Raw genomic sequence first — 25520 nt, forward strand, 5'->3', positions numbered from 1 at the left:
TAAAGAATTTTTTATGAGTTTTAAAGAGAAAACTGCCCTGCTTTTGGTAGATATCCAACAGGGTTTTGATGATATTGCCTATTGGGGAGGGCACAGAAATAACCTCGATGCTGAGGAAAATGCGGGTAAGATTCTTGGACTTTGGAGATCGAAAGGAATGCCGGTTTTCCACATAAAGCATTGTTCTACCAACCCTGAGTCCAAATTAGCAAAGGGCTTGAAAGGAAATGAAATTCAAGATATAGTGAAGCCCTTGGCAACTGAACCTATATTAGAAAAAAGTGTGAATAGTGGCTTTATAGGAACAGGTTTGAAAGAGCGTTTGGATAAAGAGGGAATAGATTCGGTGGTGATTGTGGGGCTTACAACAGACCACTGCATTTCCACCACTACAAGAATGGCTGCAAACCTAGGGTTTACAACTTACCTCGTTTCCGATGCTACTGCCACTTTCGATAAAGTTGGTCCTAACGGCGAGAAGTATTCGGCGGAACTCATTCATGAAACCGCAATTGCCAGTTTGCATGAAGAGTTTGCTACTATTCTGAATACAGAAAAGTTGATGGATATTCTTGCAAAGTAGTTGTTGCTTACTCAAAATGATACCTGAACACCATTCCCAAGCCATAGCTGCTCGGGTTGCTATTGAACCCAGCATTAGATTTGCTAAATGAGTTGAGGAACTTACGGTAATTAGCTGATAGTGAGAAACTGTAATGTTTGTCTAACATGTAGTTGATCTCGTTGCCAATCACCCCGCTGAGCATCACCCTGTTAAAGGGGGAATCATTGCCTGCTCTCATTTCCACTCTATTGAGTTGGTCATTTTTATCGCTGATCTCATTTCTTAGGAAGAAATCTGTGCTCATTCCTGCTTTAAAAATGAGGTTGAATTTCTGAATACCGATTACATAACCCGCCGTCATCGGGATGGATGCAAACTCAAATGAGTTAGTGATTTCGTGCTCTTCTCCCGTATGATAAAGCTTAGGGTTAGAAATATCAGCTGTAAGCTCAGGTCTTTCATTTTGGATGGTAAGGGGCAAATTATTATTAAGCTCTCCATCAGAAACGGTAGCCGTAGTTGCCGTAGTGGTGTTGTAGTTTGAATAATTCACTCCACCTTCAATCATCCAATGTTCCGATACTTTCATACCGACATTTATGCCATAGGTAAAAGATGCTTGAGGACTGTTTTCAACGCCCATTTCACTTTGACTTACTCTATTGTTTACAGCCATGTTTTCATAGCCATCGTTGTTATATACCCCGTTGGCTTTATTTCCACCATCAAAAGCCAAATAATTGTTGCTAGCAACAGTAGCTTTGCTAAAGTTCGGATTGAAAAAGTCTGAGTTGAGGTTCACATTGGCAAAGAAACTGTTGCCCGTATTTTTTACTTTTTTAGAGCGAACTTCAGGTCTGTTATACCACATTTTACTCTCATCAATGTGCATATGACCGTATTCTACGTCCCTTACTTCTTGCAAAGCAATTCCTTTTGATTCAACCACAAAGTCATCATCTTGTGCAAATGCCAGAACAGAGGTTGAGGCTGCAAGTGGGTTGATGGTTTCGGTATTTTCGTCGTTTTCAGTTGCAGCTATAGAATTGATTCCAACTACACCTGTTCCCCTGTTAGCTTGTCGGCTATAAACAGATGTTGTTGCCGCGGCCAGCTCTTGATCTTTTTGTGTGGGAAAGTTTCCATTTGCAGTTGTAGGAGCTCCATTTGAGCCATTTCCTACAGAGTTGCTAGCTGCTGTAGTGTTGTGTTTTTGTTCTAAAGCAAGTAATGAAGCTTGTTGTTGCCCATCTTCCGATGAAATATTTTCTGGATTTTCGGCAGGCAAAGCTGTTTCCTTTTGCAAACCTTCTACTGTTTGGTTCTCAGTAGGTTGGTTAACAATTAATTCCTCTGGTTGAAGCTCGATATCTTGGCTTTTGGTGTATTCAGGTTGGATGTTTCCAAATTGATAGTAAGCAGCCAAGCCTGCAAGGCTCAAGAATAGCAGCACAGCCGCAGCGCTACGGTAAAAAATATAGTATTTTTTAAAGCGCATAGCCTCCGCTTTGTTTAGGTTGCTATCCACAGCATCCCATACACTTTTTGGGGGAACCATTTCAGCACCCTCTAAAGCTTCCCGCCATTGTTCATCGAAATCCGATCTAAAATTTTTCTCTGAACTGTTCATATTGAATTTTCTCCGAATCTATAATCTTATCTTTCAGAAGGCTTTTTGCCCTAGCATATTGGGATTTTGAAGTCCCTACGCTAATGCCTAGCATTTCGGCAATTTCCTTGTGCTGATACCCTTCGATTGCATACAGGTTAAAAATCACCCTGCACCCGTCGGGCAAGGTTTGTAGTAACTTCAGCAAATCTTTTAGTTGGAAACTGGATAGGGTAGATTCCTTTTCAGCAAGTCCATGAAGGTCTTGCACATCCACCATCGGATATAGATATAATTTACTTCTTTGGTAGTTTAGCGCGGTATTGATTACTATCCGTTTTATCCAATAATAGAGGCTCGATTCTTTTCTAAAAGTTTTAATGTTCTTAAAAATCTTTATGAAAGCCTCTTGAAGAATATCATCTGCATCTTCTGAGTTTTTGGCATAACGCATGCACACAGGATACATCTTTTTGCTATACTCTTCAAAAAGATGCTTTTGAGCTTTTCGCTCTCCTTTGCAACAGCCTTTTATTATCTCGTTTTCGTCGTGCATGTTCTTAAAAACTGCCATCCTTTAGGGAATGTTCCCAAGCCTTATTTGTCTAAGCGCTATTCATCCCCAATTTGTCAGTTACTATTTTATCTTCTTTTGCGCGTATCATTATGACAACTAAAGCTGAAAAATGGTTGGCGTGGGTATAGAAAAAAGAAAAATATAGTGAAGGGGTATTATTATGGAGTGAAGAAAGAGGGATTTGGATATTATAAAGTTACTCACGCTTAGTTAAAATTCAATTTATGCATATAGATATTTGAAACTATGAGCAACGCAAAGAAGAAAATTAATATCAATGAAATTCCTATTGAATCCTTATGTGCAATATGGGCAACAAAGGCGGTGATTAGAAATAAGCCAAACCCAGCATATGCCCACTCTTTCATTTGTGTTGGGATATTAGGGAGGAGTAAAACAATAACTCCAATAATTTTTAATACAGCTAATTCTATTCTGAAGAAATCGGGAAAACCAAGCTCTCTGACTCCCTCAATAGTTGCTTGGCTGAATATATAAGTAAATGCACTCCACAGCATCATTATAGAAAGTAGTGAGGTACTTGCCCAATAAATTATATTCATTTTTCTTTGTTTTTGAATTGAAAAAGCCAATCTACATTTAAGTAGATTGGCATAAAAATGATTGATTTAAGATCCAAAAAACATTTGGTCTATTTCATCTCGAAATGCCTTGTAGCCTATTTCTTCTTTTCGCTGAACAAATGCTTTTGCATCTACTCCAGCATAATAGCGTAGTTGGTCTTTGCCATCGGTGGCTGCTTCATACACCAGTTCTGCTATAGTTTCAGGTGAAGACCAGCTTTCTGCCCGTTTCGGATCTCTAAATATGGCAGCAACTTTTTCAAATATTTCATTGTAAGCCTCGTGCTGCGACATGTCTAATGAGCGGCTGGCAAAATCTGTTTTTATTCCCCCAGGAGCAATTGTTTTAATACCTATCCCAAATTTCCTCAGCTCCAAGTCCATGCTCTCGCTCCAGCCTTCTAGGGCAAATTTAGTAGCGTGGTACACCGAGTTGAAGGGAAGGGCTATGCTTCCGCCCACGGAAGTAGTCGTTAAGAACAATCCTGCTCTATTACTTCTGAAATAGGGAAGGAATGCTCTTACCACGCGCATCACACCTACAAGATTCGTATTGATGTTCCTGAGTATTTGATCATCGCTTGTTCCCTCAAAAGGTCCAGCCAAGCCATAGCCAGCATTGTTGAATACCACATCTATTTTTCCTAAAGAAGTTGCTTTTTCTGCTACTTCGATGATCTGCTTGGCATTGGTCACATCCAAAGCCATGAGCTGGATATTTGGATGGTTAGTCAAGTCTTCTGCTTTTGAAGGGTTTCTCATAGTGGCTATTACTTTCCAACCTTTCTCTGCAAATAAAAGTGCTGCTGCTTTTCCTAATCCGGTCGATGTACCGGTCATAAAAATGGTTTTCATAATCTGTTTTTAGTTTAAAGTAATATTGGAGTGAATATTCATTCCAAATTTTAATTAAATTTTTTTACTTTTTAATAGCGTCCCAAACAAGACGCAGTTGATTGTTTATACTTGAATTATTAATTTCATATGTTGTAACCCATCTCAGGTAGGAGATAATAGCCCCACCTAAAAATTGTAACAATTCTTCAATCTTGATTTCCTTGACCAACCCAGCTTCTTGTCCATCTTTCAGTAACTGAATTACTGATTCTACAGCTTTGTAGCCTTCTTTTTTGCTCTCTTTCGTAATAATGGGTGAGCTTTGAAGTTGTTGTATGAATTTGAAATATAGCGGGTTGTCTAAATAGAAGTCAGTAACTATTCGGTAATATTGCTCAAATTGAGCTTTGATACTTCCTTCTTTCGGAGCATTCAATAAGATGCTTTCTTCCTTTTGTTTGATAATGACATAAATGGCATTTATCAAAATCTCTTTGTTAGGAAAGTAATTGTAAATAGTGCCCATCCCCGTATTTGCCGATTTGGCAATTGCGGACATGGGCGTAGCGTGTATCCCATTTTCTACAAGTAGCTCCAATGCTGCGCTTATTATACTTTCCTTCTTGTTCACGGTGCAAGTATACAGCTCTTGGAATGTTCATTCCAAATAATTCTTCAATTTTTTTTTCTAACTGCTCAATGAGTAAACTTGCGCTCAGAAAAAAAATGACCCAATGAAGTCTGGACTTACAAAAAAAATAATAGGTGTTTTTGGTATTCTGGTATCCATAGCCGCCCTTGTGTACCTTTCCCGCAAAATAGATTTTTCCGAAGCTATTAGCCTTCTGAAGGAAGTTCCTGCCTATTACTTTGTGCTGCTACCTGTGGTTTATCTCACTACATTTTTTGTGAGGGCTTGGAGGTGGAAACTCATGCTTTCCAACTTTAGTGGGATTAAGTACACCGAATATTTGAAAGGAGTAGTGGTTGGTTTTGCTGGTAATAATGTGATTCCTGCAAGGGGAGGGGAAATTCTTCGAATGGCATTTTTCAGCAAACGAACCCAACTCAATAGGGTTACTTCGCTGTCTTCGGTGCTCACCGAAAAAATACTCGACGGGGTCAGTTTGTTACTTATCCTTTCCCTAGCCGTGCTCTGGACGGGGCAAGGTGTGTTTGAAAAAGAATGGTTTAGTCAGATGTTTTACCTCGTTGTTGCGGTGTTTGGTGTGGCGGTGATAGGGTTGGTGGTTGTTCGGGTTTTTGGGCAGCCGATTATCAGCTTTTTGGATGGAAAAGAACATAAACTGTTCAAGCTAGCAGGAGGGATTACCGACAAAATTTACCATGCTCTTTATTTCATCAAACCCGATTTTAATTCTTTGCTCATCATCGTTTCAGGCTTGCTCACTTGGCTAATAGAAGGAGGAATGTTCGTGATCGCCTGCATGGCATTTGATTTGCCCACTAACTGGCTAGTGGCTGGTTATGTATGCCTTTCGGTTGTGAATTTTGGTCTGCTCGTTCCATCTTCACCGGGCTATGTGGGCGTGTTTCAGGGGATGACTATCCTAGCGCTTTCCCTCTTCGGTATTCCCGAAGAACTGTCCCTTTCCGTAGGGATTTTGGTTCATATTTGTCAGTTTGTACCCATCACTATTTGGGGAGCGGTCATCATTTTCCAAAGCTCGATCAAGTCGGTGGTGGGGGAGGAATGAATCACTAGATTTACTCTTTATTAGTTAAAAGTTGCAGAAACTGCTCAAAGATACTAGGAAAGGAATTGGACAACATAATCGTATCGGATGCTATAAGTTCAACAGGAGGTATTTGGAAACAAGGTTTTTGACAGGGTACTCCTAGCTTCTACACTTACATGATTTGGTGGTACTCTTACGGAGTATCATTTTGTGAAAAAATAATTAATATTTTTATTGCTCATTATCAATTACTTAAAACAGTAATATATGTTTTGTTTCTAGTTAGTTCGGTATTTACCGAACTAACTATACCTTTGCATTGTATTTAGTAAAAAATGAAATATTGAAAATGGATTTTAAAGACTTTGAAGAAAAGAAGTTTAGACTGATTGAGAAACTAGGGTTGGTGTTTGAAAATAAAGAAAACCTTCCCCCACTTGCTGCAAGGATAAAAGCCACCATCATAATGTATGAACCCAATGGGTTAACTTTTGATGATCTGATTGCGATTCATAAAGCTAGCAAAAGTACGGTCTCTACAAGTTTGAACTTGCTCACTAACCTTAACAAGATTACTTACTATACAAAACCTGGAGACAGGAAACGCTACTACACTGTTATCCCAAAAGTGTTGTTGGATAAAATTGAAAGTAGTATAAAGGACATGCAAGAGGAAAAGAAGCTTCATGACGAAATCAAGGAATTTAAAATTGGTTATAATAATTGTCCAAATAAAAACACTGATGCTCAACCATTAAAAACTCAAATCCATGACAGCATCAGCAATTATTTTGCTGGTGTCATTGAACTTCTCAAAGAGTTCAAACAAAATATTGAAGACGAATAAAACTTCACAAATACCTTTAAATTTTATTTAAAAACAGAATGAGAAAAATATCAATTATTACAATTCTATCTTGCCTAGTTCTCTTTTCTTGTCAAGAAAAAACCAATGCTCCGCAAGGTGGACCACGTCCTTTACCAGTTGTAGAAATCATACAAAGGAACGTACAGAAATACACAACTTTCCCAGCAGAGATTAAAGGTAAAAACAACAACGAAGTACGGCCTAAAATAGGAGGTTATATCCAAGAAGTATATGTGGATGAAGGAGAAGAAGTAGTAGCAGGGCAACTACTTTATAAGCTGGAAACGAATATAATGACAAAGGATGCCGAAGCAGCAAAAGCGCAGATAAGTGCAGCAAAGGCTAACGTGAATGCAGCACAAGTTGAAGTGGATAAACTTAAGCCACTGGTTGAGAAACAAATCATAAGCCAAGTTCAATTAGAGACTGCCAAAGCAACCCTGAGCCAAACTCAAGCTGCTTACCAAGTAGCCATAGCCAATTACAAAAGCATGGAGGAAAACATAAAGTTCTCCACAATTCACAGCTCAATAAATGGCATAGTAGGTAAATTGAATTACAGGAAAGGAAGTTTAGTAAGTCCTTCGGACCAAACTCCACTGACTGTTATTTCCGATTCGAAAGAAGTGTATGCCTATTTTAACCTTAACGAAAAACAATACATCGACTTTTACCAGCAATCTAAGGGTAAGAATCTTCAAGAAAAGATTGCAAACTATCCTGAAGTTGAGCTTGAACTTGCCAATGGTTCTATCTACGAAGAAAAAGGGAAATTAGAAGCTACTACAGGACAGATAGACCCAAACACAGGTACAATCCTTTTCAGAGCAACATTCGACAATAAAAATGGTATGCTAAATAATGGCAATACCGGAAAAATCAAAGTGGCCAAAACATACAAAAATGCCTTGGTCATTCCTGAGTCTGCTACATTCGAACAACAAGGTTTTGTGTATGTCTACAAGTTGGACTCTACTAATACTGTCAAAGCTACTATGATTAAGTTGATTGACCGAGTGGACAACTTGGCGATAATTGAAAGCGGTCTGAACAAAGGTGAATCAGTTGCTGCTTCTGGTTTAGGAAGCCTTAAAGATGGCATGTCAATCACTCCTCAAGTAGTAGGGGTTGACCAAATCGTACTTCGTTCACAAAAAGTCATGTAAACCTACCAACGACAAACAAAATGATTAAAACTTTTATTGAGAGACCCGTACTCTCCACTGTAGTATCAATTTTTATTGTACTACTTGGAGTTTTAGGGATAGCGATATTGCCCGTAACGCAGTATCCTGATATTGCTCCGCCTACAATCACCATCTCAGCCACTTATACCGGAGCTGACGCAGAAACGGTGTTGAAGAGTGTTATTACGCCTATAGAAGAACAAGTGAACGGTGTCGAGAATATGACCTATATCACTTCGACAGCCAGCAACTCTGGTTCTGCTAATATTAGTGTGTTCTTCAAACAAGGCACAGATCCTGATATTGCGGCTGTAAACGTACAAAACAGAGTAGCAAGGGCAACCCCTCTGCTGCCTAGTGAGGTAACGAGGTTTGGCGTAGTTACACAAAAAAGACAAACAAGTTCTTTGATGTTTATGTCATTTTATTCTTTAAATGAGGAGTATGACGATGTTTTTATCCAAAACTACCTGAATATCAATATTGTGCCAGCACTCAAGCGAATCAATGGTGTTGGTGAAGCAACGGTTTTTGGAGCAAAGGACTATGCCATGAGGGTTTGGTTAAAACCTGATAGGCTAGCCAATTTCGGTTTGGTTCCTTCAGATGTTATCAGTGCCATCAACGAGCAAAGTACGCAGGCTGCTCCTGGCCAATTGGGTCAAAATAATGGGGAAGCATTCCAGTACGTGATCAAATACAGTGGTAAATATAATGATGTATCTCAATATGAGGACATTGTAATAAAAACTGGGGCAGATGGCCGCCTGTTGAAACTCAAAGATGTTGCAGAAATAGAACTTTCTGCTTTTTCTTATGCCTCTACGGGGGAAACAGATGGAAACCCCTCCTTAACGCTGGCTATTTACCAAACACCTGGATCGAATGCTCAGGAGATCATTGAAAACATTACCGCATTCCTAGAAGAAAACAGGCCAAACTTCCCCAAAGGGATTGATTACCTGGTAAACTACGATACCAACGAATTTTTGACTGCATCCTTAAACAAAGTGCTTAGTACCCTTTTAGAAGCATTTGTACTGGTGTTTATCGTTGTGTTTATTTTCTTACAAGATTTTCGCTCTACGCTTATTCCAGCTATTGCGGTACCAGTTTCTATTATAGGTACATTTTTCTTCCTGAACCTTTTTGGGTTTTCCATCAACCTACTCACCCTATTTGCACTCGTACTTGCCATCGGGATTGTAGTGGATGATGCCATTGTGGTAGTGGAGGCAGTTCACGCCAAGCTGGAGAAATCGAAAGGGGAAGGTGATATCAAAAAGATCACCAATAATGCAATGAGTGGAATTACTGCTGCGATTATTTCTATCACATTGGTGATGGCAGCTGTATTTATTCCTGTTACCTTTATTTCAGGTTCAACTGGGGTTTTCTATCAGCAATTCGGGATCACATTGGTAATTGCAATTTTCATTTCTGCAGTTAACGCACTTACATTGAGTCCAATGCTTTGTGCCTTATTCTTAAAGCCTCACAGCGAAGAAGAACATAAAAAGGGATTTGTACAGCGCTTTTACGATGCATTCAACACTATTTTCAACGCGCTTAGCCAGCGATATGTAAAGGTTGTAGGGTTCATAATAAACAGAAAATGGATCGCTTACCTTTCCATCGCAGCGTCTGCTGGAGTTATTTGGTGGGTTAGCCAAACTACCCCAACCGGGTTCGTGCCTAATGAAGACAGAAAACTTGTTTTTGGTAACATAGAATTACCAGCAGGATCTTCTCTTGACAGAACCTATAAAGTACTTACCGAACTGAACGATGAAGCAAGCCAAATACCAGGAGTTGCAGGCCTGAGCTTTGTAATTGGACGAAGCCTGATTAATGGAGAAGGCAATAACTATGGACTTGCCCTTATTAGGCTTAAAGACTGGAAAGAGCGAGGAAAAGATAAAAGCCAATCTATTGAGGCAATCACAGGTAGGTTGTTCGCCTTGAACATGAAAATACCTGAAGCAAGGCTTATCTTTTTTAGTCCTCCAAGTGTTCCTGGGTTTAGTATTAGCTCTGGATTTGAAGTACAACTACTTGATAAAGGGGGGAGTACCATTAAAGAGCTAGACGAAACAGCTCAAAACTTTATGGGTGAGCTGATGAAACGGCCAGAGATTTTATATTCTCAAAGTTCATTGAATACGAAATTTCCTCAGTATGAGCTCAAAATCAATGTTGATTTGGCAAAGCAAAAAGGAGTCGCTATTTCTAGCATTTTCTCTGCGCTAAGCGGATACGTTGGTGGTGTGTATGCAGCAGATTTCAACAAGTTTGGAAAGCAATATAGGGTAATGGTTCAGTCTCTTCCTGAAGAAAGGAACAACAAAGAGAGTCTAGACAAAATTTACATAAGGAATAACAATGGAAATATGTCTCCTATCACGGAGTATGTAAGCTTAGAAAGAGTGTATGGTCCTCAGTCCGTTAGCCGATTCAACTTGTTTACTTCCGCCGCTATTTCCGGTGCTCCTGCAGAAGGATACAGTACAGGTGATGCCATCAGAGTTGTACAAGAAGTGGCACAACAAACACTTCCTCCAAGCTATGACATCGATTTTTCTGGACTTACTAGGGAAGAAATTAGCTCTGGTTCACAAACTATTGTGATCTTTATGTTGGCTGTCGTCTTTGTCTTTTTACTTTTATCAGCCCAATACGAAAGCTATATTGTGCCATTTTCTATCATTCTTTCATTGCCTATTGGTGTAATGGGAGCTTTTGCCGCCCAAAAATTCGCCGGGCTTGAAAACAACATCTATTTTCAGATCGCGCTCATCATGCTCATAGGGCTACTGGCAAAAAATGCGATTCTGATTGTGGAGTTTGCCTTGCAGGAAAGAAAAAATGGACATTCAATTGTCCAAGCGGCTATTCTCGGTGCGAAAGAGCGCCTTCGACCTATCCTGATGACATCTTTTGCTTTTATCGTTGGCTTAATGCCACTGGTATTAGCCACGGGTGTAGGCGCGGTAGGAAACAGGTCCCTGGCAACTGGTGCCGTATTTGGGCTGCTTGTCGGTACTGTTTTAGGCCTTCTGATTATCCCAACTTTCTTTGTGATATTTCAAACTCTACAAGAGAAAATTAAGCCAATCAAATTCTCAAATGAAACCCAGCATGAAACACAAACAATATAAAATACTTATCGTGATTGGGGCATTGCTTTTTGCCCAATCATGTAAGATTACAAAGAATTACGAAAGACCTCAACTTGTTCAGCATGATGGATTTAGAAGTGGGCAAGATTACTCTGACACAAGCTCCATTGCCCAATATGATTGGATGGAGTTCTTTTCAGATACCATCCTGCAAAGACATATTGAAGTTGGCTTTGCCAATAATATAGATGCGCAGATTGCGGTTCAAAATTTATTGATGACCGAATCTTATTTAAAACAGGCTAAAGCAGGTTTTTACCCCACTTTTCAGATGGACGCGAATGGTGGAAAAAGTACGATCTCGCTCAATTCGATCAATGGAAGCTTTATAGAAAACAGAGTGTGGTTTGACCAATTGAACTTATCAGGCAGCCTTTCTTGGGAAGCAGATATTTGGGGGAAAATAAAAAGCCAAAAAAAGGCTGCTTTAGCCCAATATTTACAGACCCAAAATGCGCAACAAGCCGTGCGTTCGCAACTTATAGCTAGTATTGCCACAAACTATTTCTTGCTTCTTTCTCTGGACAAACAAAGGGAGGTAATTCTCTCGACGATTGAAAACAGAAAGCAAAGCGTAGCAACCATTAAGGAGCTGAAAGAGGCTGGCACAGTAACCCAAGTTGCTGTAAAACAAAACGAAGCGTTGTTTTATACTGCCCAGGCACTTTTGCTAGATATAGACAACCAGATCAAGATAAATGAAAACGCCTTGAGCATACTGCTTGGCAAAGCTCCAGGTGCTATTGAAAGAAGTTCATTAGATGGGATTGAAATAGTAACACCTTATGAAATTGGCGTACCAGTTGCACTAATTTCTAACAGGCCGGATGTGTTGGCCGCAGAAAACAACCTGATCAGCACGTTTGAGCTTACAAATGTAGCTAGGGCAAGTTTTTACCCTACTATTTCTATCACTGCCACGGGTGGGTTGAGCAGCTTGACATTTGCCGACTTATTTGGTGTCAATTCGCTATTTGGAAATGCATTGGCTAACCTGACTCAGCCTATTTTTGGGAGAAGAAGATTGAAAACTCAGCTAGAAGTGACAAAAGCACAACAAGAAATTGCTTTACTAAACTACAAACAAACTATTCTTACCGCTTATCGAGAAGTTTCCGACGCACTTTATACCTATGAAGCCAACGATGGAAAACTAGTGATAAAAGAGCAAGAAAAGGCGGCTCTGATGGATGCAATCGAATATTCAGAAGAATTGCAAACCTACGGTTTAGCCAACTATTTGGAAGTACTCACGGCGAAAAACAATGCTTTGAATACACAATTGACACTTGTCCAAATAGAGTTTTCCCGTCTCCAATCAATAGTGCAGCTTTACCGTGCACTAGGAGGTGGGAAAATTTAACGATTTTTCATTTAGTGTTTAGTAAAAAGGGCTTTTGCATTTTGCGAAAGCCCTTTTTTATTTACCCACTTACTCTCTTACCACATCATTTTTAGTTAAATAAATAGGCTTGTTTTTTTGACAACTAGTTTGATTAATTTCAAAAGTTTGAGCGACTTATAAAAAAGCCGATCGAAGAACTACCCCTTTCCGTAGGGATTTTAGTCCATATCTGCCAGTTTGTTCCAGTTATTATTTTGGAGGGCAATTATAATTTTCAAAAGTTCTATTTAGTCGGTGGAGGAGGAATAAATTGTTTTTCCAAACTTATTCACGCTCCATGCAACCTTCTTCCAATTGATCCATCTTTTGAATGGGAAATGAAGAATACATTTTTTTCTTTTCAAATTCATTTATAGAAATAAAACAAAAAAAACATGGGAATGTCTAACCTCAAAAAAATACTGCTAATTGCGCTATTGTTAAGCTTTGGAATGGGTACAGGGTTTGCCCAAGAAGTGGATTTGCCTGCTTTCACCAAGTTGGTGGTCAGTCCTGATATCAACCTGATTTTGGTGAAAGGCGAGAAGGAGTCAATCAGAATGGATTTTAGCGGGATTGATGAAGAAAAGATAAATTACCGAGTGAAAGGGAAGAAACTGCAAGTTTTTCTGGACAAGGCAAGGTTACTGCCCAAGTATAAAAAAGAGCGGCACGGGTATTCGAGAAACTCGTACAATATTTACAAAGGGGCGATGGTGACGGCTTATGTGACGTATACAGACCTTACAAAATTGGTGATAAGAGGAGAGGAGGATGCTGTTTGTAAATCGCCCATTGAAGCGAAAAAGTTCCGCTTGAAGGTATATGGAGAATCGGATGTGAAGCTTGCATCTGTGGATGCAAAAAAGCTGAAGCTGAATTTGAAGGGGGAGAATTATGTGAAGATATCGGCTGGGAAAGTAGAAACGCAGGTGTATAAATCGTATGGGGAAAATGAGGTCAAATCGAAGGGTTTGATTGCCCAAAAAAGCAAAGTGAAGTCGTATGGAGAAGGAAGGGTCTCTATCAATTCTACTGATAAAGTGGTAGTTACTTCGCTCGGCGAAGTGGATGTGAGGTACGAAGGAACGGCAAAGCTGAGTAAAGGGATAATTTTAGGAGAGTCTGATATTATAAAAAAGTAGGTGTTAAGTCTTTATAAAACAGGAAGGCCGGTCTTTATTGAGATCGGCCTTCCTGTTTGTTTTTACTTGGGTTATTTCTTACCTAATTCCACCTGTATGGAGCGCTAGTACGGTTTCCCCTTTTTTGAAGTAGCCATTTTTGATAAGCTCGTAGATGGCATACATCATTTTTCCAGTATAAATAAATTCTAATGGGATTTTATTGGCCCGCTCAAATTTTTTCATGAAAGCAAGTAGTTCGGGTGTTGACTTGGCATAACCGCCAAAGTGGTAGTCGAGGTTGACAGACCAGTTGTCGTACGCTTGCCCGTTGAAATCTTTGATGAGCTGTGTGACATCCTCTTTAAGGAAGTCGGCTCCTTTGAGCGAAGCGATGCCCAATACTTTTTTCTTTCCTCCTAAGCCAGCAACTAAACCTGCCAACGTACCGCCAGTACCTACAGCTGTGCAAATGCAGTCAAAACCTTGGTCTATTTCGGGAATGATCTCTGCTACTCCACGTACAGCCAAGTTATTTGACCCTCCTTCGGGTACGAGGTAGAAATTTCCAAATCGTTCTTTCAGTTCGGCTATTACTTCAGGTGATGTTTTTTTGCGGTACTTTTCCCTGTCCATGTAGTGCAGTTTCATTCCTTGGGAAATGGCAAATTCGAGGGTGTTGTTGAGAGGCTTGGTTTCCTCTCCTCTGATTATCCCAATGGTATTGAGCCTAAAAAGCCTACCACCTGCCGCTGTAGCATAGATATGGTTAGAGAATGCTCCGCCAAAAGTTAATAGGGTATCAAACCTTTTGTCTCTAGCTTCGCTGATATTATACTTTAGTTTGCGCCACTTGTTACCTGAAACGGTCGGGTGAATTAGGTCATCTCTTTTTACCAACAGCTCTACTCCATACGGAGCTAATTCAGGATCGTTTACTCGTTCAATGGGTGTTTGATTGATAGTTACCTCCACTTTTCTTCTAATTATTAGGTTAAAACTTGGATATTGTTCAAAATAACAACGCTTTATGTATCATTAATTATTTAGGACAAGAAAATACAGAATGTTTGTACTTTATTAAAATACGGAAGCATTGAATGAATGTCAAGTATTTGTAGTAAAAACTAGCTTAGCTTTTCAAAAAAGCCCTAGCTTGTTCTACTGCTTCGTTGTATATTCCTGCTTTCTCTAGATTGTCCATATATCCCAAAAAGCGCTCCGTATAATTATCTTTTCCATAAGCCTGTCCTTTATACGTACGGAAAACTTCTTCTGCCTGATCGTATTTTCCTTGGTATAAATAAGCTAAGGCAAGTTTGGTATTGGTCCAAGGGTAGGTGTCGTCTGCCCGTAGCCCAAGCAGGGCTGCTTTTTCAGCTTTTTCAAACTTTTGGTCGAACAAATAGTAATAAGCTAGGCTGTTGTAAACATTTGCCAAATCACGCTTGTTTTTGGCAATGTCTGCCCCAGCTTTCCTGTTGATTCGGAGTAGTTTGCGGTATAGTTTGGCAGATGCCTCATAAGCAGGAATACGTTTTGCCCAAGGCAGGGACGACCAGCGCTGGGAAAGGAAAAGAGCATACATTTCTATCTCTGCTGGATCATCCGAATCGAAAATATCTAGGTCTATTTCTTTGCTTAAAGAGAACCTGACGTCGGCAAGCTCTATAGTAGTTTGAGCTGTTTGTTCTTTTGTGTGAAGCTTTTTGTATAGTTCTTCCGAAAAACCATAAAGTTTCATGGCATCATTAGGACGTTGAATTGCTTTTAAGCTATCGGCTTCTGTTTTGAAGAAACGTGCGTAAACTTTTAGCTCTTCAGCTACCTCTGCTGCGGCAAATGGCTCCAGTTTGTAGTCTTTTCCCAGTTGCCAATTCACTTCGGCTAGCGAGGTGAACACTCTTGGCGAATGAGCTATACTTTCATAATTCTCGTAAAGCAACTTGGCATCTGAAAGCCTTTGGATGTTGGCAAAATAATCGCCATATACTCGAAACCTAACTGTATCCCGCATGGTAATGACTTCCTCGATAGGTTCGAGGAGATCAAAAGCAACACGGTCTTCGGGCGTAAGGGGAGGAGTGGGGTGCTCTATCCTCCACTGGGAAATTGCCTCAGGGTGATGGCCGCCTTTAAAAGGGTTGGGCTGCAATTCCCATATTTTGGCAGTTTGGTCTGCCGAAGAAGTAAGCATCAAGTTTCCATTTGGGGAAAAGTCTAAGCTATTGATGCCGAGCAGATGACCGCTCAGGTCTGCTTTGAAATTGACCGCTCTACCATCGCCTGCTGGGTTGTCGCCTATTTCCCAAAGTTTCACCCTTCCGCTTGAAGATGCGGTGAGAAGTTGGTTGCCATTTGGCGAAAATTCAAAAAGCCTAAGTGGACGGGAATAACCTGAGAAATTTGCATCGCAAAGTAAGTTGCCATTATACCTCCAAAGTCTTGCCTTACCGTTTTGGTTAGCGGTAAGAATTCTAAGGCTATCAGGAGCGGCATGCTCGCTAAACTTGATGAAGTCGATGTTTGAGCCGTCCAAGAAACTAAGGTCAGCTAACAAAATCTGCTTGTTTTTCATGTCATCAGGCATTGACTGTATTGCCATTCTAGGACCTATACCAGCTAATAGCTCGTTCATGTTCCAAAGCTTTGCCTCATTGTCTGACCGGGTAAGTAGTAAGGAGCCATCTGGCGAAAGTTTTACATCTGCAATTGCATGGCTGTGAAGGCCTACGGTGTCAAGTTTTACCGTGTCGGTGATATTTATGGTATTGAAAAAGCTTCTGCTTGCTGGGGCAATGCGCTTAGGTTCAAAACCAAGATTGAAGATTCTTTTATAACCTGTGGCAAGGTCGTATATTTTAGCATTTCCATTGCTAGATGCAATGAAAAGCCAAGGATCATTAGGTTTGGGCGAGAACTTGGCAAAATTAACGGGGTTATATCCGTTTCCAAGTTCCAACGTACTTAGGAAAACCCCATTGCTTCTCCATAACTTCCCAGTACCATTTTCTGTAAGAGTATAAATAAAACCTCCATCAGGGGAAATGTTTGCTTCTATTACAGCTCCACCTTCTCCGTCTAGCACTTTTACCAGTCTTGATCTTCTCCCGTTTATTTCCCAAACCCTGGCTGTCCCGTCTCTTGACCACGTGACCAACGAGCTTCCATCATTGGAAAAAGATGCGCCAGTAACTCGGTCGGAGTGTCCTGCAAGAGAGGTGATAAAGAAGCCTTCGTCGCTCCATAATATAGCTTTTTTATCTCTAGAGCATGTGACGATAAAATTGCCGTCTTGGGAAAAAACTGCTGTGTCTACTAGGTCCTGATGGCCGTCAAGAGTTTTCACCAACGAACCATCAGTTTTCCAAAGCTTGGCGGTGTTGTCATCCGAGCAAGTCAAAACCAAATTGTGATTGGGAACAAAGGCAGAATAGTTTACCCTTCGGGCATGCTTAAGGTTTTTGAAGTTTTGTATGTTCAAGAAATTATCCAAAGCGTCTAAGATTGGCTTCGGCGGATCGGTTTTTACCAAGTCATATGCTTCCAAGGCCACGCTCATGGCTTTGGTAGGGTTGTTCTCGCTTACCAAAAGCCCAACTGCTGTATTTGTGAGCAAAAGCGATTTGGCTTCACTCGCACTTTTTGCCGCTTTTATCTCGTTTTCTCGGGCTATTTGGCGGTTATATTCGGCAATACCAAAACTAGCCACCGCCACAAGTAAAAGCACAAATGCAGCCACCAAGGCTATTCGAACAATTCTAAGACGTTTCCTGAGCGTTTCCTCTATTTGTTTTTCCTTTTGGCGGATAGCCTGAACGGTTTCCTTGCTCAAGGCAATAAATTTTTCTTGAAGGGAAGTGGGCGGAGGGTCTTTTTTAGCCGATTTTGTATCTAAAAGCCAAGCTTCTGCTTGGACAGACTCAACTTCGCCCAAAAGCAATTCTTTTGCACTATTTTCATCGCCCGACTTTTTGACCTGCTCCTGCCAATCCATTGCCTTTTGTTGCCATTTTTTGTGGCTTTGCACATGCTCTCGGTCAATGTTGAGGGTACGCATCAGCTGGTTAAAAGCGGCTTGGAAGTCGGCATTCTCATGCTCAAAGTTTACCCACTGCACCTTAGAAAGCGCCTCGGGCAAAAGGGAGGCGTCCGTAGGGCGCACCATTACATTGATGAACCTTTTGCCAAGTTTTTCGGCGTAGGCAACTTCTTCTATGCAGTAAGAAGAGTTGACAGAGTCTGGGGAAATAATGAACAAAAAGTTATCGGCAGAAGCAATTCCCTTTTTTATCTCTTCTTCAAAATCAGCCCCTTCTGCTATACTATCCTGGTCGAACCAAGTTGTTTTTCCATTCAGTTCTAGTTCGGCGTTGAGCTTGCGTGCAAAGTCGCCGTCTTTTCGCGAGTAGGCAATGAAGACTTCAATGTCCATTTCCCCATCATGTGCTTCACTTGCTTTTATAAATTCCTCGTGAAGGTCAGTTGGGGCATATTTCCCTTTTTGTTTTCCCTGTCCCAGCCAAACTTTTGCATTTTGAAGGTTGAAGCCTCTTAGCAAAATGCTGGTATTATGCTTTTGACGCTGCCATTTGAGCGCTTGCGCCAAAAGGATTTTGTGTTTTTCAAAATATCGGCCATCCTCGTTGATCACTTTCAGGATCTGATCGATATCTTTTTCAAAATCGTCGAGAGCTACGTTGTTTGTGAAGTCTATGCAGCTTAATCCTTTGAGCAAATCGGGAAACTCGTTCGCAGCTACTTCTTCTATAAGTAGCGGAATGATTCGTTTATTGAGCTGGAAAGCGTAGTTAAGTTCTCTAAGACAGTTTTCCGATACAATTGATTCTTTGGAGATAAAAAACAGGAAATTGTCTGCTTGTTCTATCCCTGTAAGTGTAGCCTGTTCGGCATCCTCACCCGACTGTATGTCGCGTAAGTGAGTCCAGGTGGTAATGCCATTTCTGGCTAACGATTTTTCCACTTTTTCCCTGATTTCCACATTTCCCGTAGGGTGGGAAATGAACATGTTGGTCATCAGGTTTTCGGCGTTCTTTTTCGAATCGCAAATGTATTCGGCATGTAAGTCTGTGGGAAGGCAAGGCGGCTGTTCTGGAGCTTTAAATTCTTTGAGAAGCCAGTTTTGTGCCTCGTGCCTGCGGTCGCCTACTAGTAAATATTTGGTTTTTTGCCTTTTCTTTTTCCACTCCAAAGCCCTTAGTAACAACTTTGTATGTTGGTCTACATAGCTTTTTTGAGTTTCAATGGCGAGTTTTAGGTCGTTTAGCCCTTTTGCATAATCGTCAATAGGTTGCCAGTTCTCAAGGGGTAAGCTAATATCTGCTTGCTCTCTAAGCGAAATCCAGTGAGTTTTACGAATGTTAGGATGCATTTTCCCCCAAACCGGATCGTCTTTTTCTGCTTCTACATGCAGGATGGGAAATATCCGTTTGTTATAGGCTTCGGCATGGAGAATTTCTTTGAGGCAAAATTCTGACTGAAGTGCGTGAGGGGAAATTACAAACAGAAAGTTGTCTGCGCTTTCTATGCCATTATCTATCCGCTGCTGATAGTCGTCGCCAGCAGGTATGTTAATCATATCCAACCAAACTGTATAACCACTTTCTACTAAGCTGTCATGCAGTTTGCGGGCAAAAGCCTTGCTTTCTTTCCGCCCATATGAAATGAAAATATCCTTCTTCTCGAGCATTATTTGGTATGTGTGTTAGGGTTAGGCAGCATAACTAGCTAGATTCATGACCAAGTTAAATGAATATTACGATTAAAGAAAGTGTTACGTTATGGAAAACAGTATTTGGAGTGTTAAGGGCTATTTTGCTTTTATGTGAATTTAATGTAAACAAATTTATTGGGTATTGCTCTAATGCAAAATAATGTCTTTTAAAATAAAAATGAAGCTATTTTATATACAACATTAGCATACTTCTTGCGTAATGGTAAATATATAAGTAACTTTGTGTTAACAATAAGTTCATATTAAAACCTTTACAATTATGGCAAATGTAGTTTACAGAGAAGAACAGAGATATGGGAAGTTGCAGGCAGTATTTGCTAGTTTGCTTTTGGCTACATCTTCTTTCTTCTATATCGATGCAGTAATTCACCAATCGGAAAAGCAACCTGTTCCGGCGTTTGTGCTCGGGTTAGGTATTATAGTGGCAGCAGGTTTATTGGTGTATATTAGAGCTTCGCGCCTTACCACTGAGGTGAGCAAGAAAAAAGTGTTTTGCAGTGTATCACCTTTCCAAAAGGAGAAAAAGAAAATTAAACTTAAAGAGATTGAATCTATAGAAGTGATGAAAACTCCATTACTTGCCAAGCTGAATGGATGGAATATCCAGTTTGAAACGATGGAAGATCAAGAACATAAATTTTCTCTTATGGGAAGAAATGGGCTATCCATTACGCTCAAAAATGGCGAGCAATACTTCATAGGTAGCAAGCAACCTGAAAAGCTTAAAGAAGTGATTTATGCCCAAATGGCTAAATACTTGAATGTATAATAACCTTAACCACAATTACATAATGCAGAGCAGTGCCACTTTTGGTACTGCTTTTTTATTTTACCTGCACATGGATATGATCATCGTGTCTTACTGCTTTGCACCCGTGGTATCTTATTCGGCTGTCGTTTAATCCAAGCCTACTCTTTAAATGGGGTTCAATAAACATCTTGCCTACCAAACTTGAGCTCAAGAAGCTTTTTACCAGTTTTTTTGTCCCCCCTTTTGAAAAGTTGAGTTCAGGGTTGATTCTTCCAAAGGTTAAATATTTTGGAAAGTCATATTGGAAATAGCCTTTTTCTTTGCAGAAAGAAATCTGGTCATGCTCCTTTTTTGTAGGTTCTTCAAAAATTCCATAGCCACTCCAAGACTTTTGTTTGGAAGTTATTTCACTCTTTGGTGTTTCGTAGACTAAGCTGATATCAATCTTTTTCCCATCGTTGTGGCTGAGGTGGGGAAGAAGTGGAAACCCGTCGTAAAAAGGGAAATTTGCATCCAAATAGCGAATATTAATAGCATTGTCTTGCCCCGCCAAAACTTTATCAACATTGGCAAGTAGTTGGTTTATGGTTGGTTTTACATAGTTCCTGTTTAGTAGAACAGTAACGAAATTAGTAGGCTTGATTCTTTCTGTGTTTTTTACTTTTTCTCTGCCAAAAAATGGGGCGGTAAAGGGAATGATTAGAAAAGTGAAAATGAGGTATAAGGTAAGAAATAGGATGACTGGCTTTCCAATAAAACGGGTTTTCCATTTTTTTCTCCAAACCAAGCTCAGCAAATAAACCACACCACCAATTTGCGTGAGAATGGTCAGCAAAATGATACTTAATACTTCAAAGGTTATGGAAACTACTTTTTTTAGCCTCATTAATTTCCTTGTTTTCTAGGGAATATTCTTTTCTAATAAGTGTTTGTTGTGAAAGCTCTAAATAAGCGAGTTTTAGTCAAAATACAGCTGCTCATTTGTTCGGAATTTTCAATTTGTGTGCATAACCGCACAATGAAGGATGTGTGGGAAATGCAGATGTTTGTTTGTAAGAAGTTGTTAATTAGGTCTTTATGTATTGATGGCATAGGTGTTGGTACTATGATTTGTGTGTCAAATTAATTTTTTCTCTAACTACAGTAGCTTTATGAACTTGTATAAAACCATCTTAACTGCTGCCCTGATGTTTGGCATCACGGTCGCAATAGCCAAGCCTTTTAATCCTAAAGGTGGAGGAGAGTTTAATGTTGAATCTGAGAAACTTTCTTACAGTATTTATGCGGTAGTGAACACTACCAAGGTGCGTATAGCCTATGAAAAACAAGATACAGAACCTATTGCTATTGAAATATATAATGACTCAGGTAAGTTGCTCTATGCCGAAAAGCTCAAAAATGCTAGCTCGATGAAAAAGAGCTATGATTTGGAAGACTCTGGAGCAGGAAATTATAAGGTAAAGATTACTACTGGAGCTTACACGGCAAGCCATTACATTGAGCTGGGAGCGAGGGAGCAAGAAGAATTTGTTGCTAAAGTATCTCCCGTTTTGGAAAAGAAACTTAGGGTTGCCTATGAATTTGCCAGAGGTCCAGTGTTGATTGTAGTGGAAGACGAAGATTCCAAAAGTGTGTTCCGTGAGCTAATCAATGCTAGAAATTATACAACTTTGTATAATATAAATAAACTGGAAAAAGGGAATTATACAGTGAGACTTAGCTGTGGAGATCAGCTAAAAGAGCATGCTTTCAAATTATAAAAACACGTCTTATAAGTCCTTTCTTAGTGGAAGGGAAGAATCAAAGGACTGCCTTTTTAGGTAGTCTTTTTGTTTTTTTAAGAAACTTAAAGATACAAAAAAAGGGTAGCTGAAAGCCACCCCTTTAGTTATATGTTTGAATACTTTTTTTACTCGTATTCTAATAAGCTCATCAAATAGGCTCCATAGCCAGATTTAACAAGTGGCTCGGCTAGTTTTTTCAACTGAGGGGCATTGATGTAGCCCATTTTATATGCTGACTCTTCAGGAGAACCGATTTTCATCCCTTGCCTTTTCTCAATTACTTGTACAAACTGAGCGGCTGACATCAAAGAATCAAATGTTCCAGTATCTAACCATGCTACGCCCCGGCTCAAAATACCTACTTGTAGTTTTTTTGCTTTGAGGTAAACATCGTTTATATCTGTGATTTCATACTCTCCCCTTGGTGAAGGTTTGATGCTTTTTGCTATTTGAACAACATCGTTATCGTAGAAATACAATCCTGGTACCGCATAGTTAGATTTCGGCTTCAAAGGCTTTTCTTCAATGCTGATGGCCGTTTGGGTATCATCAAATTCAACTACACCATATCTTTCAGGATCGGATACGTGGTAGGCAAATACTACTCCTCCTTCAGGGTCATTTTTAGATTGGAGCAATTCATCTAATCCAGAACCGTAAAATATATTATCTCCAAGAACGAGAGCAACTTTGTCGTTTCCGATAAATTCTTCTCCTATGATGAATGCTTGTGCAAGGCCTTCAGGGTTGGGTTGTACAGCATAATGGAATTCACAACCTAGGTCAGAACCATCTCCTAAGAGGTTTTTGAAAAGGGGGAGATCTCTTGGCGTAGAAATGATTAATATTTCGCGAATACCCGCATTCATTAGTGTGGTAAGTGGGTAATAAATCATCGGTTTGTCGTAAACTGGCATCAGTTGCTTACTTACCGATAATGTGAGAGGATGAAGTCTAGTGCCGCTTCCGCCAGCTAAAATGATTCCTTTCATTTGGATTCGTTTAGTTAAAAGTTATAAGTTTTAGTAAAGTACAATAGCATTAATGTGTAGCTACGATTTGTTTATGCAAATAAGCATTCTAAATGCGAAACTGTTACCTGTTTTCAAGTTTTGTTTAGAATTGTTAAACATCTTAAATAAAGGCAATAATTAATCCATCGTATTTAACAAGATACCTTACCTACTCTTCGCTCATGCCTTCCTAGTTCTACTTCTGTAGTAAGGAATGCCTCAACAATGCCTTTGGCTTCATCCCAGCTCACAAACCTTTCAGGGATACAAAGAACATTTGCATGGTTGTGTTGTCTGGCAAGTTCTGCTAGCTCTTTTTTCCAGCAAAGTGCTGCTCTAATATTTTGATGCTTATTCGCTGTGATGGCTACTCCATTGCCACTTCCGCAAACTAGAATGCCTAAGTCAAATTCTCCTCCTTCTACGGCAGATGCTACAGGGTGTGCAAAATCAGGGTAATCAACTGAGTCGGGGCTGTCTGTCCCAAAGTTTTTTACGCTATGCCCAGCCTCTTCCAGATATCCAATCAATTTTTCTTTGTATGTGAAACCTGCGTGATCGCTTCCTAATGCTATTTTCATTTTTTTAATAAGGTTTAATAAATCTTCCACAAAAAAAGAGAAATTTACTTCCATATAAAATTATATATCCACTTTTCGGATATATAAACAAAAGGAAAGGCCAGTAGAATGAATGATTTGACCATTACGGTAGTAACAGTAGTCTATAATGATGTAAAACATATCCAGAAAACGATGGATAGTGTTTTGAGCCAGACATATTCCAACATGGAATATATAGTGATTGATGGAGGCTCGACAGATGGGACAGCGGAAATAATTGGAAGCTACTCAGATAAGTTGAGTTATTGGGAAAGCGAACCCGATGAGGGAGTTTATTTTGCTATGAACAAAGCCATTGAAAAAGTTTCGGGCGAGTATATCAATTTTATGAACTGTGGAGATTGGTTCGCATCTAGCTCAACTGTTGATGAGTTTTTTGCGCAGGTAAAAGGGAGACCTGATTTTGTTTATGGCAATCATGATGTGTTACTTGACACATTCACCAAGCATAAGAAAGCCTTGCCTTTAGATACGATGTGGCGGGGAATGTCTTTTTCTCACCAAGCAGTTTTTACCAAAACATCTCTGATGAAGCAGCGTCCTTTTGATACTGCGTTTAAGGTTGCCGCTGATTTTAATTTCATATTTGAGAAATATAAAAAAGGATGTTCTTTTCAGTATGTAGATGTAAAAGTTACTTGTTATCAAGAGGGCGGGCTATCGAGGAAACATGTAATACGTGGGTATGAGGAAAACTGGAAAACAGTGAAAAAATGGGAAGATGGTATCGAGATAGATAGGTATTATAAAAAACTGATAGCGATCCAGCGGTTGATTATTTTGATAGAAAAGGTTTTGCCCAAGTTCGTTTTTAACAAACTGATGCAATGGAAAAATAAAGCGAAGTCAGCTTAATACGTGATTATAGATTTTAAGTGCTTTTTCCGCATATTTTTCAATGCTGAACTGTTCTTTGGCTAGAGCAATCCCATTTTTCCCGAGTTCTATTTTTGCAGAAGGGTTGTTCATGCAAAACATCATTTTTTCAACTAACTCTTCTTCATTTTTGTAAAGAAACCCATTTCTTCCTTCTTCAACTAACTCAGGAGTCGCTCCGCCATTGTAGCCGATTACAGGAACTCCATTAGCCATTGCTTCGACGGTTACCCTGCCCATTCCTTCGTTTTTTGAACACATTAGGAGGCAATCAGCAGTTTCGTAATAGAGGCTTGGATTGGAGGTATATCCTGTAAAATTCACCTGTTCGCTCACACCTAGCTTCTTAGCTTGTTTTTTTAACACCTCCATGTAGTTGTCAGGGCTATCACCTACAATGGTTAGGGCGCAGTTTGGGTTTCGTTGATACACTTTTGTGAAAGCAGTAATGGCTTCCATTTGCCCTTTTTCGGGTTTTAGCGCTCCTATTATGAGAAAGTTGACTATGGGGTTTGATTGGGGAGATGGTGCTGGCTTCATTTCTTTTTCCCAAAGAACTCCGTTGTAAATAATAGAAGAAGGGGCTTTCAGTTGGGTGGAAAAGTGTTGTTTTATCGCTTTTGAAATGCAGATGATATGACGGGATGTGTTGAGTAAATTAAAAAAATATTGGCTCCCCAAATTATGTTTCATTTGGTAATCTTCCATCCCAAATTCGCGAATATGCCAGATGTGCGGAACGCCAAGTTTTTTGGCGATTTTAGCCCCCATAAACACAGCGGAAGTATTTGTATGGATAATATCAGGAGCTTCTACTTTCACCTCTTTTTCAATACGATTTATAGCAAGCGAGTTTTTGAAGTGGCGAATTAGCCCCTTCGCTCTTGATAAACCTTTCATAAAATAGACGTCATTATGAAAAGGAAGAACTTTGCAAGTCACTCCAATCTTTTCACACGCATCGACCAGTTCATCGTGGTTGGGGCAAAAAACAGTACATGAAATTCCCTTTTCTTTCAATCCTTCTATAAGGTTGATCATTGAGCGGTTTGCCCCAAGCATTTTGCTGTAATGAGTAAAAAAGAGGATTTTCATGAGGAGGGC

The 25520-nt window shown here is 39.8% G+C and carries 21 protein-coding genes; 10 read left to right on the forward strand and 11 right to left on the reverse strand.

Annotated features, from left to right (window positions below; genetic code table 11):
- The first annotated feature begins 13 nt into the window (after nucleotides 1–13).
- Nucleotides 14–583, forward strand: coding sequence for a cysteine hydrolase family protein (locus R9C00_08615; protein ID WPO37509.1), 570 nt, complete (start codon nucleotides 14–16; stop codon nucleotides 581–583).
- Between the two features lie 7 nt (nucleotides 584–590).
- On the opposite strand, the gene R9C00_08620 is transcribed toward R9C00_08615, so the two are convergent.
- From R9C00_08620 to R9C00_08640, 5 genes are all read right to left on the reverse strand, one after another.
- On the reverse strand, nucleotides 591–2195 hold the full coding sequence (locus R9C00_08620) for an outer membrane beta-barrel protein (protein ID WPO37510.1): 1605 nt from the start codon (nucleotides 2193–2195) through the stop codon (nucleotides 591–593).
- A complete protein-coding gene (locus R9C00_08625) occupies nucleotides 2170–2748 on the reverse strand; it encodes an RNA polymerase sigma factor (protein ID WPO37511.1) in 579 nt (192 codons plus the stop codon). Before R9C00_08625 ends, R9C00_08620 begins: the two co-directional genes overlap by 26 nt.
- A 209-nt stretch (nucleotides 2749–2957) precedes the next feature.
- Nucleotides 2958–3314, reverse strand: coding sequence for a DoxX family protein (locus R9C00_08630; GenBank protein WPO37512.1), 357 nt, complete (start codon nucleotides 3312–3314; stop codon nucleotides 2958–2960).
- A 66-nt stretch (nucleotides 3315–3380) separates the two neighbouring features.
- The gene (locus R9C00_08635; protein ID WPO37513.1) at nucleotides 3381–4190 is read right to left on the reverse strand and encodes an SDR family oxidoreductase; all 810 of its coding nucleotides are present in this window, start codon (nucleotides 4188–4190) and stop codon (nucleotides 3381–3383) included.
- 64 nt (nucleotides 4191–4254) lie between these two features.
- On the reverse strand, nucleotides 4255–4803 hold the full coding sequence (locus R9C00_08640) for a TetR/AcrR family transcriptional regulator (protein WPO37514.1): 549 nt from the start codon (nucleotides 4801–4803) through the stop codon (nucleotides 4255–4257).
- A gap of 103 nt (nucleotides 4804–4906) precedes the next feature.
- Between R9C00_08640 and R9C00_08645 the strand changes: the two genes are divergently transcribed.
- From R9C00_08645 to R9C00_08670, 6 genes are all read left to right on the forward strand, one after another.
- A complete protein-coding gene (locus tag R9C00_08645) occupies nucleotides 4907–5890 on the forward strand; it encodes a lysylphosphatidylglycerol synthase transmembrane domain-containing protein (protein ID WPO37515.1) in 984 nt (327 codons plus the stop codon).
- Between the two features lie 331 nt (nucleotides 5891–6221).
- The gene (locus R9C00_08650; protein WPO37516.1) at nucleotides 6222–6719 is read left to right on the forward strand and encodes a hypothetical protein; all 498 of its coding nucleotides are present in this window, start codon (nucleotides 6222–6224) and stop codon (nucleotides 6717–6719) included.
- 38 nt (nucleotides 6720–6757) lie between these two features.
- A complete protein-coding gene (locus tag R9C00_08655) occupies nucleotides 6758–7906 on the forward strand; it encodes an efflux RND transporter periplasmic adaptor subunit (GenBank protein ID WPO37517.1) in 1149 nt (382 codons plus the stop codon).
- Between the two features lie 20 nt (nucleotides 7907–7926).
- Nucleotides 7927–11085, forward strand: coding sequence for an efflux RND transporter permease subunit (locus R9C00_08660; GenBank protein WPO37518.1), 3159 nt, complete (start codon nucleotides 7927–7929; stop codon nucleotides 11083–11085).
- On the forward strand, nucleotides 11066–12469 hold the full coding sequence (locus R9C00_08665; protein ID WPO37519.1) for an efflux transporter outer membrane subunit: 1404 nt from the start codon (nucleotides 11066–11068) through the stop codon (nucleotides 12467–12469). Before R9C00_08660 ends, R9C00_08665 begins: the two co-directional genes overlap by 20 nt.
- A gap of 422 nt (nucleotides 12470–12891) precedes the next feature.
- The gene (locus tag R9C00_08670) at nucleotides 12892–13635 is read left to right on the forward strand and encodes a head GIN domain-containing protein (protein WPO37520.1); all 744 of its coding nucleotides are present in this window, start codon (nucleotides 12892–12894) and stop codon (nucleotides 13633–13635) included.
- A gap of 78 nt (nucleotides 13636–13713) precedes the next feature.
- Here the strand turns inward: R9C00_08670 and R9C00_08675 are convergent, their stop codons facing one another.
- Nucleotides 13714–14589: a pyridoxal-phosphate dependent enzyme gene (locus tag R9C00_08675; GenBank protein WPO37521.1), complete on the reverse strand. Its 876-nt coding sequence runs from the start codon at nucleotides 14587–14589 to the stop codon at nucleotides 13714–13716.
- A 157-nt stretch (nucleotides 14590–14746) separates the two neighbouring features.
- Complete coding sequence (locus R9C00_08680) at nucleotides 14747–19324, reverse strand: TIR domain-containing protein (GenBank protein ID WPO37522.1); 4578 nt, start codon at nucleotides 19322–19324, stop codon at nucleotides 14747–14749.
- Between the two features lie 304 nt (nucleotides 19325–19628).
- Here R9C00_08680 and R9C00_08685 point away from each other — a divergent pair, with 304 nt between their 5' ends.
- Nucleotides 19629–20138 (forward strand): hypothetical protein, encoded by a 510-nt coding sequence (locus tag R9C00_08685; GenBank protein WPO37523.1) that lies wholly within the window; start codon nucleotides 19629–19631, stop codon nucleotides 20136–20138.
- Nucleotides 20139–20193: 55 nt separating this feature from the next.
- On the opposite strand, the gene R9C00_08690 is transcribed toward R9C00_08685, so the two are convergent.
- The gene (locus R9C00_08690; protein WPO37524.1) at nucleotides 20194–21006 is read right to left on the reverse strand and encodes a hypothetical protein; all 813 of its coding nucleotides are present in this window, start codon (nucleotides 21004–21006) and stop codon (nucleotides 20194–20196) included.
- A gap of 265 nt (nucleotides 21007–21271) precedes the next feature.
- Between R9C00_08690 and R9C00_08695 the strand changes: the two genes are divergently transcribed.
- Nucleotides 21272–21880, forward strand: a complete 609-nt coding sequence (locus R9C00_08695; protein ID WPO37525.1) for a T9SS type A sorting domain-containing protein — start codon at nucleotides 21272–21274, stop codon at nucleotides 21878–21880.
- A 149-nt stretch (nucleotides 21881–22029) separates the two neighbouring features.
- On the opposite strand, the gene rfbA is transcribed toward R9C00_08695, so the two are convergent.
- Together rfbA and rpiB are read right to left on the reverse strand one after the other, a co-directional pair.
- On the reverse strand, nucleotides 22030–22896 hold the full coding sequence (rfbA, locus tag R9C00_08700; protein WPO37526.1) for a glucose-1-phosphate thymidylyltransferase RfbA: 867 nt from the start codon (nucleotides 22894–22896) through the stop codon (nucleotides 22030–22032).
- A gap of 173 nt (nucleotides 22897–23069) precedes the next feature.
- Complete coding sequence (gene rpiB / locus R9C00_08705; protein WPO37527.1) at nucleotides 23070–23498, reverse strand: ribose 5-phosphate isomerase B; 429 nt, start codon at nucleotides 23496–23498, stop codon at nucleotides 23070–23072.
- A 108-nt stretch (nucleotides 23499–23606) separates the two neighbouring features.
- Between rpiB and R9C00_08710 the strand changes: the two genes are divergently transcribed.
- Entirely contained in the window at nucleotides 23607–24395 is a 789-nt protein-coding gene (locus R9C00_08710; protein ID WPO37528.1) for a glycosyltransferase family 2 protein, read from the forward strand.
- On the opposite strand, the gene R9C00_08715 is transcribed toward R9C00_08710, so the two are convergent.
- Entirely contained in the window at nucleotides 24387–25511 is a 1125-nt protein-coding gene (locus R9C00_08715) for a glycosyltransferase family 4 protein (protein WPO37529.1), read from the reverse strand. The two genes, R9C00_08710 and R9C00_08715, sit on opposite strands and share 9 nt — an antisense overlap.
- Between the last annotated feature and the right edge of the window lie 9 nt (nucleotides 25512–25520).

This window comes from Flammeovirgaceae bacterium SG7u.111 (assembly GCA_034044135.1).
Lineage (GTDB): Bacteria > Bacteroidota > Bacteroidia > Cytophagales > Flammeovirgaceae.

Coding starts and splice junctions, on each gene's coding strand:
- R9C00_08615 (WPO37509.1), top strand. CDS start 14: ATGAGTTTTAAAGAGAAAACTGCCCTGCTTTTGGTAGATATCCAACAG.
- R9C00_08620 (WPO37510.1), bottom strand. CDS start 2,195: ATGAACAGTTCAGAGAAAAATTTTAGATCGGATTTCGATGAACAATGG.
- R9C00_08625 (WPO37511.1), bottom strand. CDS start 2,748: ATGGCAGTTTTTAAGAACATGCACGACGAAAACGAGATAATAAAAGGC.
- R9C00_08630 (WPO37512.1), bottom strand. CDS start 3,314: ATGAATATAATTTATTGGGCAAGTACCTCACTACTTTCTATAATGATG.
- R9C00_08635 (WPO37513.1), bottom strand. CDS start 4,190: ATGAAAACCATTTTTATGACCGGTACATCGACCGGATTAGGAAAAGCA.
- R9C00_08645 (WPO37515.1), top strand. CDS start 4,907: ATGAAGTCTGGACTTACAAAAAAAATAATAGGTGTTTTTGGTATTCTG.
- R9C00_08650 (WPO37516.1), top strand. CDS start 6,222: ATGGATTTTAAAGACTTTGAAGAAAAGAAGTTTAGACTGATTGAGAAA.
- R9C00_08655 (WPO37517.1), top strand. CDS start 6,758: ATGAGAAAAATATCAATTATTACAATTCTATCTTGCCTAGTTCTCTTT.
- R9C00_08660 (WPO37518.1), top strand. CDS start 7,927: ATGATTAAAACTTTTATTGAGAGACCCGTACTCTCCACTGTAGTATCA.
- R9C00_08665 (WPO37519.1), top strand. CDS start 11,066: ATGAAACACAAACAATATAAAATACTTATCGTGATTGGGGCATTGCTT.
- R9C00_08670 (WPO37520.1), top strand. CDS start 12,892: ATGTCTAACCTCAAAAAAATACTGCTAATTGCGCTATTGTTAAGCTTT.
- R9C00_08680 (WPO37522.1), bottom strand. CDS start 19,324: ATGCTCGAGAAGAAGGATATTTTCATTTCATATGGGCGGAAAGAAAGC.
- R9C00_08685 (WPO37523.1), top strand. CDS start 19,629: ATGGCAAATGTAGTTTACAGAGAAGAACAGAGATATGGGAAGTTGCAG.
- R9C00_08690 (WPO37524.1), bottom strand. CDS start 21,006: ATGAGGCTAAAAAAAGTAGTTTCCATAACCTTTGAAGTATTAAGTATC.
- R9C00_08695 (WPO37525.1), top strand. CDS start 21,272: ATGAACTTGTATAAAACCATCTTAACTGCTGCCCTGATGTTTGGCATC.
- rfbA (WPO37526.1), bottom strand. CDS start 22,896: ATGAAAGGAATCATTTTAGCTGGCGGAAGCGGCACTAGACTTCATCCT.
- rpiB (WPO37527.1), bottom strand. CDS start 23,498: ATGAAAATAGCATTAGGAAGCGATCACGCAGGTTTCACATACAAAGAA.
- R9C00_08710 (WPO37528.1), top strand. CDS start 23,607: ATGAATGATTTGACCATTACGGTAGTAACAGTAGTCTATAATGATGTA.
- R9C00_08715 (WPO37529.1), bottom strand. CDS start 25,511: ATGAAAATCCTCTTTTTTACTCATTACAGCAAAATGCTTGGGGCAAAC.